This window comes from Mycolicibacterium aromaticivorans JS19b1 = JCM 16368, assembly GCF_000559085.1.
GTDB lineage: Bacteria > Actinomycetota > Actinomycetes > Mycobacteriales > Mycobacteriaceae > Mycobacterium > Mycobacterium aromaticivorans.
Genome location: NZ_JALN02000001.1, coordinates 2,428,336 through 2,445,417, shown reverse-complemented (window position 1 = coordinate 2,445,417; position 17,082 = coordinate 2,428,336). Strand labels below are relative to the sequence as shown.

At 66.4% G+C, this 17,082-nt stretch carries 10 protein-coding genes; all 10 read left to right on the top strand.

Annotation, left to right across the window (positions count from 1 at the left end; genetic code table 11):
* Positions 1 to 2 precede the first annotated feature (2 nt).
* Positions 3 to 917 carry a decaprenyl-phosphate phosphoribosyltransferase gene (locus Y900_RS11885; protein ID WP_036342004.1) on the top strand — a complete coding sequence of 305 codons (915 nt, stop codon included), beginning with the start codon at positions 3 to 5 and terminating at the stop codon, positions 915 to 917.
* Positions 918 to 921: 4 nt separating this feature from the next.
* Complete coding sequence (gene aftB, locus Y900_RS11880) at positions 922 to 2,877, top strand: terminal beta-(1->2)-arabinofuranosyltransferase (protein WP_051660369.1); 1,956 nt, start codon at positions 922 to 924, stop codon at positions 2,875 to 2,877.
* Between the two features lie 292 nt (positions 2,878 to 3,169).
* Positions 3,170 to 4,129, top strand: coding sequence for an alpha/beta hydrolase (locus Y900_RS11875; protein ID WP_036342003.1), 960 nt, complete (start codon positions 3,170 to 3,172; stop codon positions 4,127 to 4,129).
* A gap of 116 nt (positions 4,130 to 4,245) precedes the next feature.
* Entirely contained in the window at positions 4,246 to 5,253 is a 1,008-nt protein-coding gene (locus tag Y900_RS11870) for an esterase family protein (RefSeq protein WP_036342002.1), read from the top strand.
* Positions 5,254 to 5,398: 145 nt separating this feature from the next.
* Entirely contained in the window at positions 5,399 to 6,289 is an 891-nt protein-coding gene (locus tag Y900_RS11865) for an alpha/beta hydrolase-fold protein (RefSeq protein WP_036342001.1), read from the top strand.
* Positions 6,290 to 6,383: 94 nt separating this feature from the next.
* On the top strand, positions 6,384 to 6,893 hold the full coding sequence (locus Y900_RS11860; protein ID WP_237752544.1) for a DUF732 domain-containing protein: 510 nt from the start codon (positions 6,384 to 6,386) through the stop codon (positions 6,891 to 6,893).
* Positions 6,894 to 6,914: 21 nt separating this feature from the next.
* Positions 6,915 to 7,934, top strand: a complete 1,020-nt coding sequence (gene culp6 / locus Y900_RS11855) for a carboxylesterase Culp6 (RefSeq protein ID WP_036342000.1) — start codon at positions 6,915 to 6,917, stop codon at positions 7,932 to 7,934.
* A 278-nt stretch (positions 7,935 to 8,212) separates the two neighbouring features.
* A complete protein-coding gene (fadD32, locus tag Y900_RS11850) occupies positions 8,213 to 10,105 on the top strand; it encodes a long-chain-fatty-acid--AMP ligase FadD32 (RefSeq protein WP_036341999.1) in 1,893 nt (630 codons plus the stop codon).
* 62 nt (positions 10,106 to 10,167) lie between these two features.
* Positions 10,168 to 15,507, top strand: coding sequence for a polyketide synthase Pks13 (pks13, locus tag Y900_RS11845; RefSeq protein ID WP_036341998.1), 5,340 nt, complete (start codon positions 10,168 to 10,170; stop codon positions 15,505 to 15,507).
* Complete coding sequence (locus Y900_RS11840; protein WP_036341997.1) at positions 15,504 to 17,078, top strand: acyl-CoA carboxylase subunit beta; 1,575 nt, start codon at positions 15,504 to 15,506, stop codon at positions 17,076 to 17,078. Before pks13 ends, Y900_RS11840 begins: the two co-directional genes overlap by 4 nt.
* Positions 17,079 to 17,082: the final 4 nt, after the last annotated feature.

Sequence of the window (17,082 nt, the reverse complement as noted above, 5' to 3'; positions counted from 1 at the left end):
CCATGAGTGAGGGGGCGGCGCGGGTCGCCGGACCGCCGAGCAATCTGTTCACCGGGATCATCAAGGCCATTCGCCCTCGCCAGTGGGTCAAGAACCTGCTCGTGCTGCTCGCCCCGATCGCCGCGCTCGGCGGCAACGTGCAGTACGACTACAAAGAGGTCGCGGTCAAGATTTTGATCGCGTTCGCCGCGTTCTCGCTGGCCGCCTCCTGCATCTACCTGGTCAATGACTCGCGGGACGTCGAAGCGGACCGTCAGCACCCGACCAAGCGGTTCCGCCCGATCGCCGCGGGAGTGGTTCCGCCGGGGCTGGCGTACTCGTTGGCCGTCGTGCTGGGCATCGCCGCGCTGGGGCTCTCGCTGCTGGCCTCGGTGAATCTCCTCATTGTGATCGGCGTGTACATCGCCATGCAGCTCGCCTATTGCTTCGGGCTCAAACACCAAGCGGTGCTGGATATCTGCATCGTGTCGTCGGCTTACCTGATCCGTGCCATCGCCGGCGGCGCGGCGGCGGGGATCCCGCTATCGCAATGGTTCCTGTTGGTGATGACCTTCGGATCGTTGTTTATGGTGGCCGGAAAGCGTTATGCCGAACTACAACTCGCCGAACGCACCGGCGCCAAGATTCGTAAGTCGCTCGAGAGTTACACAGCCTCCTACCTGCGGTTCGTCTGGACGGTGGCGGCCACCGCGATGGTGGTCTGTTACAGCCTGTGGGCTTTCGAGCGGGACGGGGCCAACGCGTCCTGGTACGCCGTCACGATCATTCCGATCACCATCGCGATCCTGCGGTACGCGGTCGACGTCGACGGCGGATTGGCCGGCGAACCCGAAGACATCGCGTTGAAGGATCGGGTACTGCAGCTGCTGTTGCTGGCGTGGATCGGGACCATCGGTGCAGCGATCGCCTTCAGTTGAGCACCTGACGCCTGACCCGGTTTCGGCCGCGCCGACCGGGCGCCGCCCGGCCCGGATAAGCCTCTGGATCGGCGTCGTGGTGACCGCGGTGCTGTGGACGTGGGGTGCCTGGCAGCGCCGCTGGATCGCCGATGACGGTCTGATCGTGCTGCGCACGGTGCGCAACCTGCTGGCCGGCAACGGGCCGGTGTTCAACGCCGGCGAACGGGTGGAATCCAATACCTCCACGCTCTGGACCTACCTGAACTATCTCGGCGCGCTGATCGCCGGTCCGGTGCAGTTGGAGTACGTCGCGCTTGCGCTTGCGCTCAGCTTGTCCGTGGCCGGTGTGGTGCTGATAATGCTCGGCACCGCAAGACTATTCACGCCCGGTCTGATAGGCCGCCGAGCCGTGTTGCTGCCCGCAGGGGCCCTGGCCTACATCGCGATCCCGCCCGCACGGGACTTCGCCACCTCGGGTCTGGAGAACGGCCTGGTGCTGGCGTGGATCGGCTTGCTGTGGTGGATGATGGTCTGCTGGGCGCAGGCACCCCGGCTGCAGCGAGGTGGCCGGGTCTTCACCGCCGCGCTGGCCTTTGTCGCGGGCTTGAGCGTGCTGGTGCGGCCCGAACTCGCCCTGATCGGCGGACTCGCACTGGTCATGATGCTCGTGGCCGCCAGCGGCTGGACCACCCGTGTGATCATCGTGGTCGCCGGTGGCTTGTTCCCGGTGGGCTATCAGATCTTCCGGATGGGTTACTACGCACTGCTTTTCCCGCAGACCGCGCTGGCCAAGGATGCCTCGGGGGACAAGTGGGGGCAGGGCCTGATCTATCTGGCCAACTTCAACCAGCCCTATGCGCTGTGGTTGGCTGCGCTGCTGGTGATCGCACTGGGCGCGGTGGTGGTGGCAGCGCGTGACACCTCGTCGCGGGTCGGCGCGCCGGATCCGCCCGGCGACCGCCGGCGGCTGGCACGCAGGATCCAAAGTCCCACTGCCGTCGTGATTTTCATGCTCGTCAGTGGCCTGCTGCAGGGTCTGTATTGGATCCGGCAGGGCGGCGACTTCATGCACGGCCGGGTGTTGTTGACGCCCCTGTTCTGCCTGCTGACTCCCGTCGCGGTCATCCCGGTCGTGCTACCCGACACCTTCACCTTCTCCCGCGAGCGCGCCACGGTGCTCGCGGGCGCGACGATCGCGCTGTGGTTGGGACTGGTCGGCTGGTCGCTGTGGGCGGCGAACTCGCCGGGGTTGGGCGCCGACGCCACTCGGGTGACCTATTCGGGCATCGTCGACGAGCGGCGGTTCTACTCGCAGGCCACAGGCCATGCTCACCCACTGACCGCCGCCGATTACCTGGACTACCCGCGGATGCGGGCGGTGCTTGCCGCGATCGCAAACACACCCGATGGTGCGCTGCTGCTGCCGTCCGGAAACTACGACCAGTGGGATGTGGTGCCCGCCTATCCGCCGCCACCACCTCCACCGGGTGTCTCGATGGATACCTGGCGTCGCCAAATAGCACCGCACACAATCTTTTTCACCAACCTCGGCATGCTCGGTATGAACGTCGGGCTGAACGTGAGGGTGATCGACCAGATCGGTCTGGCCAACCCGATCGCCGCGCACACCGCGCGGCTGACGGATGCCCGGATCGGCCACGACAAGGACCTCTTCCCGGACTGGGCCGTTGCCGAGGGGCCTTGGCTCAAGGAGCACCCGTACGTGCCGCCGTACCTCGACGAGGGGTGGATCGCCGAGGCCGAGGTGGCGCTGGGGTGTCCCGAGACCGACGCGATGTTCAATTCCATCCGGGGCCCGCTGGGTATCCGCCGCTTCATGTCAAATGTGTTGCACGCGATCGATTTCACCCGATACCGCATCGATCGCGTTCCGCAGTACGAGCTGGCGCGTTGCGGTCTTGCGGAGCCGCCGTTGAAGGGCACCCCATATAAGGGCCTGCCTGCTACCGGTCCCTGACCGTCCCGTCAGTTTCCGCCGTCGCGATGTGGCCAAAGTGGGCCGAGTGCAAGATGTTACGTGTGACACATACCGCAAATCGGTGAGCACGGCCGCAAAGAACCCTTCGGTGCAGCGGGTTTCACGATTGCGTCGCCGGCGCGGTAGTTTAGTTTGCCAGCCGGGCTCTAGCCGGTAACGCTGCGGTCAGTTTGCGGCGATACACAGGTCAAGTGTGAAAGCGCTTGGCAAAACCAATGTCAATGTCGACAGCGGTTCTGCCGTGCCGTGAACGAATGAGTTGAGCAACCGAATGGTTCGTGCCGTGAGAGCCTCCCTCGCCGCCGTCCTACTGATGACCGCGCTGGCGACCGTGACGGGCGTGGTCCCGCACGCCACAGCATTCTCCCGAGAAGGCCTTCCGGTTGAGTACCTCGATGTGTATTCACCGTCGATGGGCCGCAACATCCGCGTCGAGTTCCAAGGCGGCCCCGCCGGCTCGAAGGCCGTCTACATGCTTGACGGTCTGCGCGCCCAGGACGACTACAGCGGGTGGGACATCAACACCCCGGCCTTTGAGTGGTTCTACAACTCCGGAGTCTCGGTGGTCATGCCCGTCGGCGGGCAGTCCAGCTTCTACAGCGACTGGTACTCGCCGTCGAGCTTCAACAAGCAGCCGTACACCTACAAGTGGGAGACGTTCCTCACCAGCGAGCTCCCGCAATGGCTGGCCGCCAACAGGCAGGTTTCGTCGACCGGCAACGCCGTCGTCGGCCTGTCGATGTCGGGTGGGGCCGCCCTGATCCTGTCGGCCTACCACCCGCAACAGTTCGTCTACGCGGCCTCGCTGTCGGGCTTCCTCAATCCCTCGGCGCTGCTGATGCAGCAAGCCATCCGGGTGGCCATGCTCGACGCCGGCGGCTACAACGTCGACAACATGTGGGGTCCACCGTGGGATCCGGCGTGGAAGCGCAATGACCCGGTGGTCCAGGCCGCCACGATCGCACACAACGGCACCCGGCTGTGGATCTACTGCGCGCCTGGTGGGCAGACCGATCTCGACGTCGGCGGCGACCCAGGCGCGGCGCTGAGCGCCACCAGCCTGGAGTCGATGGCGATCAAGAGCAACAAAGATTTTCAGGCCGCCTACACAGCCGCCGGCGGCACAGGAGCGACGTTCGAATTCCCGCCGTCGGGCAACCATTCGTGGCCCTACTGGGGAGCTCAACTCGCGGCACTGAAACCCGACCTCATCGCCACCATAAACCGGTGAGAGGGCGGTCACGGCAACATCTCTGAAGAGGAACGATCACGACACATGTGGTTGACTACCAGGGCACGGCTGCGTGGATCGCATGCGGTGCGGCCCCCGAAAAAGGATGGAAATACATGAAGTTCGTTGAGAAGTTGCGCGGCGTTTGGCTGCGCCGGCTGACAGTCGCTGCCGCGGCTGCCGCCGTGCTGCCCGGCCTGATCGGCGTCGTCGGCGGCTCCGCAACGGCGGGAGCATTCTCCAAGCCCGGCCTGCCGGTCGAGTACCTCGAAGTGCCGTCCGCAGGCATGGGACGCGACATCAAGGTCCAGTTCCAAAGCGGCGGCCCCAACTCGCCCGCGGTCTACCTGCTCGACGGTCTGCGCGCGCAGGACGACTTCAACGGCTGGGACATCAACACCCCCGCGTTCGAGTGGTACTACAACTCCGGCCTGTCGGTCATCATGCCCGTCGGTGGCCAGTCCAGCTTCTACTCGGACTGGTACAAGCCGGCCTGCGGCAAGAATGGTTGCCAGACCTACAAGTGGGAGACGTTCCTGACCCAGGAGCTGCCCAGCTGGCTGGCCGCCAACCGTCAGGTCAAGCCGACCGGCAGCGCCGCGGTCGGTCTGTCCATGGCGGGCTCGGCCGCGCTGACGCTGGCGATCTACCACCCTGAGCAGTTCCCGTACGCGGCGTCGCTGTCGGGCTTCCTGAACCTCTCCGAGGGTTGGTGGCCCGCGCTGGTGAACATCTCGATGGGTGACGCCGGCGGCTTCAAGGCCAATGACATGTGGGGCCCGACCGAGGACCCGAACAGTGCCTGGAAGCGCAACGACCCGTTCGTCAACATCCAGAAGCTGATCGCCAACAACACTCGCATCTGGATCTACTGCGGTAACGGCAAGCCGTCGGAGCTGAGCTCGGGCGCGAGCGCGGGCAACCTGTTCAACGCGAAGTTCCTCGAAGGCTTGACGTTGCGTACCAACAAGACCTTCAAGGACACCTATCTCGCTGACGGCGGCACGAACGGCGTCTTCAACTTCCCGGCCGACGGTGTGCACGACTGGCCGTACTGGGGCCAGCAGCTGCAGCAGATGAAGCCGGACATCCAGCGCGTGCTCGGCGCCACGCCGACCGCCTGATATCCAGCAGTCGACAACTCACCAACGGCGGCGACCTCCGGGTCGTCGCCGTTGGCGTATCCGAACCAACCGTGTAAGCAGTGTGATTCACTACCTGCAGGTGGGGCGGGGCTGTGAAATGCGACGAGTCGACTTTGAGGTGACCATGAAGAGTCTGTCGGGCCTATTTCGGGGAGTATGCGCCGCGGTTCTGGCGCTGGGCCTTATGAGTGCCACCGCACCGACCGGCCATGCGGCCGGCGTGGAATATCTGATGGTGCCGTCGCCGGCCATGGGCCGCGACATCCCGGTCGCCTTCATGGGCGGCGGTCCGCACGCGGTTGTGTTGCTGGACGCGTTCAACGCCGGCGATCCGGTCAGCAACTGGGTCACCGCGGGCAACGCGATGAACACCCTGGCCGGTAAGGGCGTCTCCGTGGTGGCCCCGGCCAGCGGTGCCTTCACGCTCTATACCAACTGGGAGGCCGACGGAACCCGACAGTGGGAGACCTTCCTGTCCGACGAGCTGCCCAACTGGCTGGCCGCCAACAAGGGGTTGGCCCCGGGCGGGCACGCCATCGTCGGCGCCGCGCAGGGCGGCCTCGGCGCGATGATGGAGGCGACGTTCCACCCTGATCGCTACCGTTACGCCGGATCACTGTCGGGCTTCCTGACCCCGTCGAACACCTTTATGAACGGCGCCATCACCGCCGGCATGAACGAGTTCGGCGGAGTGAACACCCAGGCCATGTGGGGTGCTGCGCAGCTCGGCCGGTGGAAGTGGCACGACCCCGAGGTGCACGTGCAGCTGCTGGCCGACAACAACACCCGGCTGTGGGTGTTCAGCCCGCAGACCACGACCTGCAGTGACGTTCCGGCCATGATCGGCTACTGCGACCTGGCCCAGGGCAGCAACCGGACCTTCTACGCGCATTACCGGGCCGTGGGGGGCCACAACGGCCACTTCGACTTCCCGGCCGGCGGCAATCACGACTGGGGCAACTGGGCCGGGCAGCTGGCCGCGATGTCGGGAGATGTTGTCGCGGCGATCAAATAGCTCGCTTCTGACATCCCAGGTCAGCGCGAACTGTTAACTTTCCGCAATCTCGCGGTGCTCTGGGGCAGCCATGCCCAGCCGGTAACGTGGAGACGTGCAGCGCTCGGTCCATCGTGTGAACGGCAGCGGCGTCAACGCCACCGCTGCCGGCACGGTCCGGCAGGCGCTGCTGATGGCCGGCCTGCTGGGCTCGGCAACTCTGCTGATGGTGGCCTGCAGCTCCGGCGAGGATCTGGTGACCACCGCCGCGCCACCATCCACGCAGAGCTACGGCTCCGTCCACGGTCACGGTGCGCCGCTGCCGGCAGATGCCGACCCGCAGTCCGCCAAGTTCAATGTCACGCCGGCCCAGCGCGGGTTCCTCGATGCGCTCACCGCTGCCGGCGTGCATCCATCGAGTGAGCTGGAAGCACTGAGCATCGGTTCCCACGTCTGCCAGGCCCATGCGGCCGGTCAAAGCGACCAGGCGGTCTGGGACTACATTGCTCCGATGGTGCGCAGTGACGTCGTCGACGCGGGATCGCCGCCGCACACTGCCCCCGATCCGCAGGTGACCGCGGCTACGGCCGACTACATCCGGATCGCCACCCAGCAGCTCTGCTAGAAGGAAGATCACCTCCCCTCAATGGCTCGAAAATCCCGGACCCCCGCCCGTCGCCGACGTCACCGCATTCTCGGACTGATCGCCGCCGGCGCCATGGCCGCCGCGGTGGCACTGATCGTCGCGATCATCGTCATCGTCGCCCGCCGACCCGAAGCGCCGCCGACGGCGGTGCCGCCGACCGCGCTGCCGCCAACCAGTTCCCCCGGTCAGCACAAGCCACGGCCGGAATTCCAGGACGCCAGCTGCCCGGACGTTCAGATGATCGCGATCCCTGGCACCTGGGAGTCGTCGCCGACCGACGACCCGCTGAACCCGACGCAGTTTCCGCGGTCGCTGATGCTCAACGTCACGGCGCCGATCGCCGGCCAGTTCGGCCGTGACCGCGTCGAGGTCTACACCGTTCCCTACACCGCTCAGTTCCATAATCCGCTGTCGCAGGACAACCAGATGTCCTACAACGACAGCCGCGCCGAGGGCACCCGTAATGCGGTCAAGGCGATGACCGACATGAACAACCGCTGCCCGCTGACCAGTTACGTCATCGCCGGTTTCTCGCAGGGCGCGGTGATCGGCGGTGACATCGCCAGCGATATCGGCAATGGGCGAGGCCCGGTCGACGAGGACCTGGTGTTGGGTGTGACGCTGATCGCCGACGGCCGTCGCCAGGAGAGTGTCGGGCAGGACATCGGCCCCAACCCGCCGGGCGAAGGCGCCGAGATCACGCTGCAGGAAGTTCCGGTGTTGTCCGCGATGGGGCTGACCATGACGGGGGCTCGGCCGGGCGGCTTCGGCGCGCTGAACAACCGCACCAACGAGATCTGCGCCGCCGGTGACCTGATCTGCGCTGCGCCCCAGCAAGCGTTCAACATCACGAATCTGCCGACCACCCTCGACGTACTGGCCGGCGGCGCCGGGCAACCCGTGCACGCGCTGTACAACACGCCGCAGTTCTGGAACCTCGACGGGCAAACGTCGACGCAGTGGACACTGAATTGGGCGCGCAATCTGATCGAGAACGCGCCCCATCCAAAACATGGATGACGTGGGAGCTTCGTCGGCCGATGGATTTGGCCGCCGCCGCGACTACGCCTAACATTAAGAAGAAAATAAGAGCTGCATGCGTCAGCTGTCGGTCCGGCGTCCCAGCGTCCGAGCCGACAGGGCGCCGGCCCACAGGGCTATCGAGGTCCCCGACGGACCTGGGATGGATCGGTACGATCTGTGAGGTTTGGGGCCCTAGACGCAGGGCGAACGGTGGCGCGATGTCGTGCGCGGCCGCCGCGGGGCCCGACACAGATGTGTTCTGACAGGAGACTGGTATGCCGTTCCACAACCCGTTCATCAAGAACGGACTGATCACCTTCCCCGAGGGCGCCAGTGTGATCAAGCACGTGGAGCGCTGGGCCAAGGTCCGCGGTGACAAGATCGCCTACCGGTTCCTGGATTTCTCCGTCGAACGTGACGGCGTCGTCCGCGAGCTGACCTGGGCCGACTTCGGCGCCCGGAACCGCGCCGTCGCCGCCCGCCTCCAGCAGGTCACCCAGCCGGGCGACCGCGTCGCCATCCTGTGCCCGCAGAACCTCGACTACCTCGTCGCGTTCTTCGGCACCATGTACTCCGGTCGGATCGCCGTCCCGCTGTTCGACCCGGCCGAGCCCGGCCACGTCGGCCGACTGCACGCCGTGCTGGACGACTGCGGCGCGTCGGCGATCCTGACCACCACCGACTCCGCCGAAGGCGTGCGCAAGTTCTTCCGCAGCCGCCCGGCCAAGGAGCGCCCCCGCGTCATCGCCGTGGATGCGGTGCCCGACGAGGTCGGCGCTACCTGGGAGCCGTTCGATGCGGTCGACGAGAACACCATCGCTTATCTGCAGTACACCTCGGGTTCCACCCGCATCCCCAGCGGTGTGCAGATCACCCACCTGAACATGGCCACCAACGTCGTGCAGGTGATCGAGGCCCTCGAGGGCGAGGAAGGCGACCGGGGCGTGTCCTGGCTGCCGTTCTTCCACGACATGGGTCTGGTCACCGCGCTGCTGCCGGCGATGATCGGCCACTACTTCACGTTCATGACGCCTGCGGCTTTCGTTCGCCGCCCGGGCCGCTGGATCCGTGAACTTGCTTATCGCGAGGGCGACACCGGCGGCGCCATTTCGGTGGCGCCGAACTTCGCGTTCGACCATGCCGCGGCACGTGGTGTGCCGAAGGACGACGAAGAGCCGCTGGACCTGTCCCACGTCAAGGCGATCCTCAACGGCAGCGAGCCGATCTCGGCGGCCACCGTGCAGCGCTTCAACGACGCCTTCCGTCCATTCGGTTTCCAGCCCAAGGCCATCAAGCCGTCTTACGGCCTGGCCGAGGCAACCCTGTTCGTCTCGACCACCCCGGCTGCTGAAGAACCGAAGATCGTCTCGGTCGATCGCGACGAGCTGAACGCGGGCCGTTTCGTGGTGGTGCCCGACGATTCACCCATGGCGGTGGCCCAGGCCTCGGCGGGCAAGATCGGTGTCGCCGAGTGGGCGGTCATCGTCGACAACGACACCGCCACCGAGCTGGCCGACGGACAGATCGGTGAGATCTGGATCAGCGGCCAGAACATGGGCACCGGTTACTGGAACAAGCCGGACGAGACCATCGCGACGTTCCAGAACATCCTCAAGTCGCGGACCAGCCCGTCGCACGCCGAGGGTGCCACCGACGAGGCGACTTGGGTGCGCACCGGTGACCTCGGGGCGTTCTACGACGGCGACCTGTACATCACCGGCCGCGTCAAGGACCTGGTGATCATCGACGGCCGGAACCACTACCCGCAGGACCTGGAGTATTCCGCTCAGGAGGCCACCAAGGCGGTGCGGACCGGTTTCGTCGCCGCGTTCTCGGTGCCGGCGAACCAGTTGCCGGACGAGGTGTTCGACAACGCCCACGCCGGGCTCAAGCGCGATGCCGACGACAGCTCCGAGCAGTTGGTGATCGTCGCCGAGCGCGCGCCGGGTTCCCACAAGATGGAGATGGGCCCGATCTCCGACGACATCCGCGCGGCCATCGCGGTACGCCACGGCGTCACGGTCCGCGACGTGCTGCTGACACCGGCAGGCGCGATCCCGCGTACCTCCAGCGGCAAGATCGGCCGGCGAGCCTGCCGGTCGGCGTACCTCGACGGCACCCTGCGCAGCGGGAAGGTGGCCAATGCCTTCCCGGACGAATCGGAATGACGACCGAAGGAAAGACTCAACCGATGAAGGGGAGACCGCCCCTTCGCACGAGGTGAGGCCCCATGTCTGAATCACATACGCCCGAAATGCCCGACACCCCGGACACGCCGCCCCGCACCGACATGACGGTGCCGGAGATGCGCGAATGGCTACGCAACTGGGTGGCCAATGCGACCGGGCAGGCGCCGGACGCTGTCGACGAGTCCACCCCGATGGTGGAGTTGGGGCTGTCCTCGCGGGACGCGGTAGCGATGGCCAGCGATATCGAGGATCTGACCGGTGTGACGCTGACCGCGACGGTGGCCTTCCGCCACCCGACCATCGAGTCGCTCGCCACGGTGATCATCGAGGGTGAGCCCGAAGTCGAGTTCGACGCCGACGGCGAGGATTGGTCGCGCGCCGCCGATGTCGAGGATATTGCGATCGTCGGCGTCGCCACCCGGTTCCCCGGCGACATGAACACGCCCGGCGAGATGTGGCAGGCGCTGCTCGAGGGCCGCGATGCGATCACCGACCTGCCCGACGGGCGTTGGTCGGAGTTCCTGGCCGAACCGCGCATCGCCGAGCGGGTCGCCAAAGCCGCCACTCGCGGTGGATACCTCGCCGACATCAAGGGCTTCGACGCCGAGTTCTTCGCTTTGTCGAAGATGGAAGCCGACAACATCGACCCGCAGCAGCGGATGGCGCTCGAGCTCACCTGGGAGGCGTTGGAGAACGCCCGCATCCCCGCATCCAGCCTGCGCGGCACCAACGTCGCCGTCTACATCGGTGCGTCGAACAACGACTACCAGTTCCTCGCGGTGGCCGACCCGACCACCGCGCACCCGTACGCGATCACCGGCACCACGAGTTCGATCATCGCCAACCGAGTGTCCTACTTCTACGACTTCCGCGGCCCCTCAATGGCTTTGGACACCGCCTGCTCCAGTTCGCTGGTCGCCGCCCACCAGGGTGTGCAGGCCCTGCGGACCGGCGAGGCGGACGTGGCCGTGGTCGGCGGTGTCAACGCGATGATCACCCCGCTGGTCACCATCGGATTCGACGAGGTCGGCGGCGTGCTGGCGCCCGACGGCCGGATCAAGTCGTTCTCCTCGGATGCCAACGGCTACTCGCGCTCGGAGGGTGGCGGCATGCTGTTGCTCAAGCGCGTGAGCGACGCCCGCCGCGACGGGGACGAGATCCTCGCCGTCATCGCAGGCAGCGCGATCAACCACGACGGCCGGTCCAACGGCATGCTCGCCCCGAACCCGGACGCGCAGGCCGATGTGTTGCGCAAGGCCTACAAGAACGCCGGAATCAATCCGCGCAGCGTCGACTACATCGAGGCACACGGCACCGGAACGATTCTCGGTGATCCGATGGAGGCCGACGCGCTCGGTCGCGTCGTCGGCCGCGGCCGCCCTGCCGAACAGCCCGCCCTGCTGGGCGCGGTGAAGTCCAACCTCGGTCACCTGGAGTCGGCGGCCGGTGCGGCCAGCCTGGCTAAGGTGGCATTGTCGTTGAGCCGCAACAAGATTCCGCCGTCGATCAACTACGCCGGCCCCAACCCGTACATCGATTTCGATGCCGTCCGACTGCGGGTCGTCGAAAAGGTCACCGACTGGCCGCGGTACAGCGGCCATGCGATCGCCGGTGTCTCCGGATTCGGCTTCGGCGGCGCCAACGCCCACGTGGTGGTGCGTGAGGTGCTGCCTGCGGATCTGGCTGAGCCGCAACCGGAATCCGCACCGGTCGAGGAGGCGGCCGCGTCCGACGCCGACGCCGTGTACGTCGGCGGGGTCCGGATGGACGAGTACGGTGAGTTCGTCAACGCCGGGGATGAGGAGGTAGCCGAGGAGTACGCCTCGGCCGTCGCCTACGACGACGAGCCGGAGCTGCCCGGCCTTACCGACGAAGCGCTGGAGTTGATCGAGGCCGCACGAGCCGAGTGGGAAACCGCTGAGAAGCCAGTTCCTGTTGTGCCGCTGGCTATTTCAGGATTCCTGACCTCACGTAAGCGCGCGGCGGCGGCTGACCTGGCCGACTGGATCGACAGCCCGGCGGGCCGCGCGGCGTCGTTGGAATCGATCGGCCGCTCGCTGTCACGGCGCAACCACGGCCGTTCCCGCGCCGTGGTGATGGCGCACGATCACGACGAGGCGATCAAGGGTCTGCGTGCCATCGCCGACGGCAAGCAGAGTCCGCTGGTGTACAGCGCCGACGGCCCGGTGACCAACGGTCCGGTGTGGGTTCTGGCCGGATTCGGTGCCCAGCACCGCAAGATGGGCAAGGAACTGTATCTGCGCGAGCCGGTGTTCGCCGAGTGGATCAACAAGGTCGACGCGCACATTCAGGACGAGCGCGGTTACTCGGTTGTCGAGCTGATCCTCGACGACGCGATCGACTACACCAACGAGACCTGCGAGTACCCCATCGAAGTGGTCCAGACGGTGATCTTCGCCATCCAGATCGCGCTCGGTGAACTGCTCAAGCACCACGGCGCCAAACCTGGTGCAGTGGTGGGCCAGTCGCTCGGTGAGGCGGCCGCCGCCTACTTCGCCGGTGGCCTGTCGCTGGCCGACGCCACCCGCACCATCTGCTCTCGCGCGCACCTCATGGGTGAAGGTGAGGCGATGCTGTTCGGTGAGTACATCCGGCTGATGGCGCTGGTCGAGTACTCGGCCGACGAGATCAAGACCGTGTTCTCCGATTACCCGGGTCTGGAGGTGTGCGTCTACGCCGCCCCCACCCAGACGGTCATCGGCGGCCCGCCGGACCAGATCGACGCGATCATCGCCCGGGCGGAATCCGAAAGCAAATTCGCCCGCAAGCTCCAGACCAAGGGCGCCAGCCACACTCAGCAGATGGACCCGCTGCTCGGTGAGTTGTCCGCCGAGATCCAGGGCATCGAGGCGCACCCGCTGCACACCGGCTATTTCTCGACTGTGCACGAGGGTAGCTACATCCGCCCGGGCGGCGAGCCGATCCACGATGTGGAGTATTGGAAGAAGGGGCTGCGGCACAGCGTCTACTTCACCCACGGCATTCGCAACGCCGTGGACAACGGCCACACCACGTTCCTGGAGCTGGCGCCGAACCCGGTGGCGCTCATGCAGGTTGGCCTGACCACCGCGGCTGCCGGACTGCACGACGCGCAGTTGATCGCGACCCTGGCCCGCAAGCAGGACGAGGTCGAGTCGATGCTGGCCGCGATGGCGCAGCTCTACGTCTACGGCCACGATCTGGACTTCCGGACTCTGTTCGAGGCGGGCGAGTACGCCGAGATCCCGCCGACCCGGTTCAAGCGCAAGCCGCACTGGCTCGACGCGCAGTTCACCGGAGACAGCTCGGTGCTGATGCCGGGCAACCACGTGGCCACCCCCGACGGCCGGCACGTGTGGGAGTACTCGCCGAAGGGGCAGGCCGACTTGGCTGCTCTGGTGAAATCTGCTGCAGCCCAGGTTCTTCCGGACGCCAAACTGACCGCATCCGAGCAGCGCGCGGTGCCTGGCGACGGAGCCCGGCTGGTCACCACGCTGACCCGTCATCCCGGTGGCGCCTCGGTGCAGGTGCACGCGCGCATCGATGAATCCTTCACGCTGGTCTACGACGCCGTCGTCACCCGCGGCGGAGCGGTCTCGGCGTTGCCGTCCGCGGTCGCCACTGGTGTCGCGGTGAGCACTCCGGCGGCTGAAGTGCCCGCCGACGAACCGGACGACGACGCAGAAATCCTGTCCGACAACCTGACCGCGGGTGCCGGTCTGGCCGCCGGCTTCGCCAAGTGGTCGCCGGATTCGGGCGAAACGGTGCACGACCGGCTCGCGGCGATCGTCGGTGGGGCCATGGGCTACGAGCCCGAAGACCTGCCGTGGGAGGTCCCGCTGATCGAGCTGGGGCTGGATTCGCTGATGGCGGTGCGGATCAAGAACCGCGTCGAGTACGACTTCGACCTGCCGCCGATTCAATTGACGGCGGTACGCGACGCCAATCTCTACGCCGTCGAGAAACTCGTCGAATACGCCGTCGAGCACCGCGACGAGGTCGAAGATCTGGCCGAGGCGCAGAAGGGCAAGACCGCCGAGGAGATCGCCGCCCAGCAGGCGGAGATGATGGGCGGCGCCAGCACGGTCGCCGAACTCGAGGCCAAGCTCGCCGAAGCTGGTCACCCGATCGCGACCGAGGCCGAGGTTGAGCCGAAGTCCGAGCCGAATGTCCCGCCGCCGCCGACTGATCCGGCCGGCCCGGGAAAGGCGAAGTCCACGGCTGCCGCAGCGGCTGCAAAGGTCTTGACCCAAGAGGCCGTCACCGAAGCGCTCGGCGCTGACGTGCCGCCGCGGGACGCCGCCGAGCGCGTCACGTTCGCGACGTGGGCGATCGTCACCGGCAAGTCGCCGGGCGGCATCTTCAACGAGCTGCCCGCCGTCAGCGACGAGACCGCCACCAAGCTGGCCGACCGCCTCTCCGAGCGCGCCGAAGGCACCATCAGTGTCAATGATGTGAAGTCCACCAAGACGATCGAAGCACTGGCCACCATCGTTCGCGCCCAGCTCGAAGACGGCGTGGTCGACGGTTTCGTCCGTACCTTGCGCGCGCCGAAAGACGGCAGCGCCCATGTCCCGGTGTTCGTGTTCCACCCGGCCGGCGGATCGACGGTGGTTTACGAGCCGCTGCTCAAGCGGCTGCCCGCCGACACTCCGGTCTACGGTCTGGAACGCGTCGAGGGCTCGATCGAGGAGCGCGCGGCCGAGTACGTGCCCAAGCTGATGGAGATCGGTGGCAAGGGTCCCTACATCCTCACCGGCTGGTCGCTGGGCGGGGCGCTGGCCTACGCGTGCGCGGTCGGGCTCACGCGCAACGGCTGCGACGTCCGCTTCGTCGGGCTGATCGACACGGTTCGCGCCGGTGAAGAGGTGCCGCAGACCAAGGAGGAGATCCGGGCCCGCTGGGACCGCTACGCGGTGTTCGCTTCGCGGACCTTCAACGTCGAGATCCCCGAAATCCCTTACGAGGAACTCGAACAACTCGACGACGAAGGTCAGGTGCGGTTCGTCCTGGACGCCGTCAAAGAGGCCGGGGTCGACATCCCCGGCGGCATCATCGAGCATCAGCGGACGTCCTACCTGGACAACCGGGCCCTGGACACAGCCAACATCGAGCCCTACGACGGGCACGTCACGCTCTACATGGCGGACCGCTATCACGACGACGCGATCATGTTCGAACCGCGTTACGCCGTCCGCCAGCCTGACGGCGGCTGGGGCGAATTCGTCCACGACCTGGAGATCGTGCCCATCGGGGGCGAGCACATCCAGGCGATCGACGAGCCGTACATCGCCAAGGTCGGGGCGCATATGAGCGAAGCGATCAGCCGTATCGAGAGCGAAGCGATCACCAATACAGCCGAGGAGAAGCAGGGCAAGTGACCACTGAGAGTGCTCCCACCCACCACCCGGTCACCACCGCCGAAAAGCTCGCCGAACTCCGCGAAAAGCTGGAGCTGGCCAAGGAACCGGGCGGTGAGGCGGTCGCGGCGAAGCGCGACAAACGCGGCATCCCCAGCCCGCGGGCGCGAATCCACGCGCTGCTGGATCCGGGCAGCTTCCTCGAGATCGGCGCATTGGCCAAGACACCCGGCGATCCCAACGCGTTGTACGGCGACGGTGTGGTCACCGGGCACGGCACCATCAACGGCCGTCCGGTCGGCGTGTTCAGCCACGACTACACCGTGTTCGGTGGCTCGGTGGGAGAGATGTTCGGCCGCAAGGTTTCCCGCTTGATGGAGTGGGTTGCGATGGTCGGCTGCCCGATCATCGGTATCAACGACTCCGGTGGCGCCCGTATCCAGGACCTGGCCACGTCGTTGGCCTGGTACGCCGAGCTCGGCCGTCGCCATGAGCTGCTCAGCGGTCTGGTTCCGCAGATCTCGATCATCCTGGGTAAGTGCGCCGGCGGTGCGGTGTACTCGCCGATTCAGACCGACCTGATCGTGGCGGTGCGCGACCAGGGCTACATGTTCGTCACGGGCCCGGACGTCATCAAGGACGTCACCGGCGAGGATGTCACCCTCGATGAGCTCGGCGGCGCCGACGCCCAGGCCAAGTACGGCAATATCCACCAGGTCGTCGACTCGGAGAAGGACGCCTTCACCTACGTCCGCGACTACCTGCAGTTCTTGCCCGCCAACACGTTTGACGATGCCCCGGTGATCAATCCCGGCCTGGAGCCGGAGATCACTCCGCACGACCTGGAACTCGACAGCCTCGTGCCGGACGCGGACAACACCGCCTATGACATGCACGAGATCCTGCTGCGGATCTTCGACGACGGGGATTTCCTCGAGGTCGCCGCGCAAGCCGGCCAGGCCATCATCACCGGCTTCGCCCGTGTCGACGGCCGCCCGGTCGGGGTGATCGCCAACCAGCCGATGCACATGTCCGGTGCCATCGACAACGAGGCGTCCGACAAGGCCGCGCGGTTCGTGCGGTTCTGCGACGCATTCAACACCCCACTGGTTTTCGTCGTCGACACCCCCGGCTTCCTGCCCGGCGTCGAGCAGGAGAAGAACGGCATCATCAAGCGCGGCGGCCGGTTCCTCTACTCCGTCGTCGAGGCAGACGTGCCGAAGGTGACCATCACCATCCGCAAGTCCTACGGCGGCGCGTACGCGGTGATGGGGTCCAAGCAGCTGACGGCTGACTTCAACTTCTTGTGGCCGACGGCGCGCATCGCGGTGATCGGTGCCGAAGGTGCGGCCCAGCTGATCGTGAAGCGGTTCCCCGATCCCAAGGCTCCAGAAGTTCAGGAGATCAGGCGCCAGTTCATCGAGGGGTACAACCGCGACATGGCAACGCCGTATGTGGCTGCCGAGCGGGGCTATGTCGACGCGGTGATCGAGCCGCATCAGACTCGTCTGCAGCTGCGCGGCGCCATGCGGATCCTGCGGGACAAGCAGATCCTGCGCGTGCAGCGTAAGCATGGTCTGATCCCGATCTAACCCG

Bases quoted from the DNA above. Each gene is read 5' to 3' on its own strand.
- pks13 (WP_036341998.1), top strand. From the start codon at position 10,168: ATGTCTGAATCACATACGCCCGAAATGCCCGACACCCCGGACACGCCG.
- Y900_RS11875 (WP_036342003.1), top strand. From the start codon at position 3,170: ATGGTTCGTGCCGTGAGAGCCTCCCTCGCCGCCGTCCTACTGATGACC.
- Y900_RS11870 (WP_036342002.1), top strand. From the start codon at position 4,246: ATGAAGTTCGTTGAGAAGTTGCGCGGCGTTTGGCTGCGCCGGCTGACA.
- Y900_RS11885 (WP_036342004.1), top strand. From the start codon at position 3: ATGAGTGAGGGGGCGGCGCGGGTCGCCGGACCGCCGAGCAATCTGTTC.
- culp6 (WP_036342000.1), top strand. From the start codon at position 6,915: ATGGCTCGAAAATCCCGGACCCCCGCCCGTCGCCGACGTCACCGCATT.
- Y900_RS11865 (WP_036342001.1), top strand. From the start codon at position 5,399: ATGAAGAGTCTGTCGGGCCTATTTCGGGGAGTATGCGCCGCGGTTCTG.
- fadD32 (WP_036341999.1), top strand. From the start codon at position 8,213: ATGCCGTTCCACAACCCGTTCATCAAGAACGGACTGATCACCTTCCCC.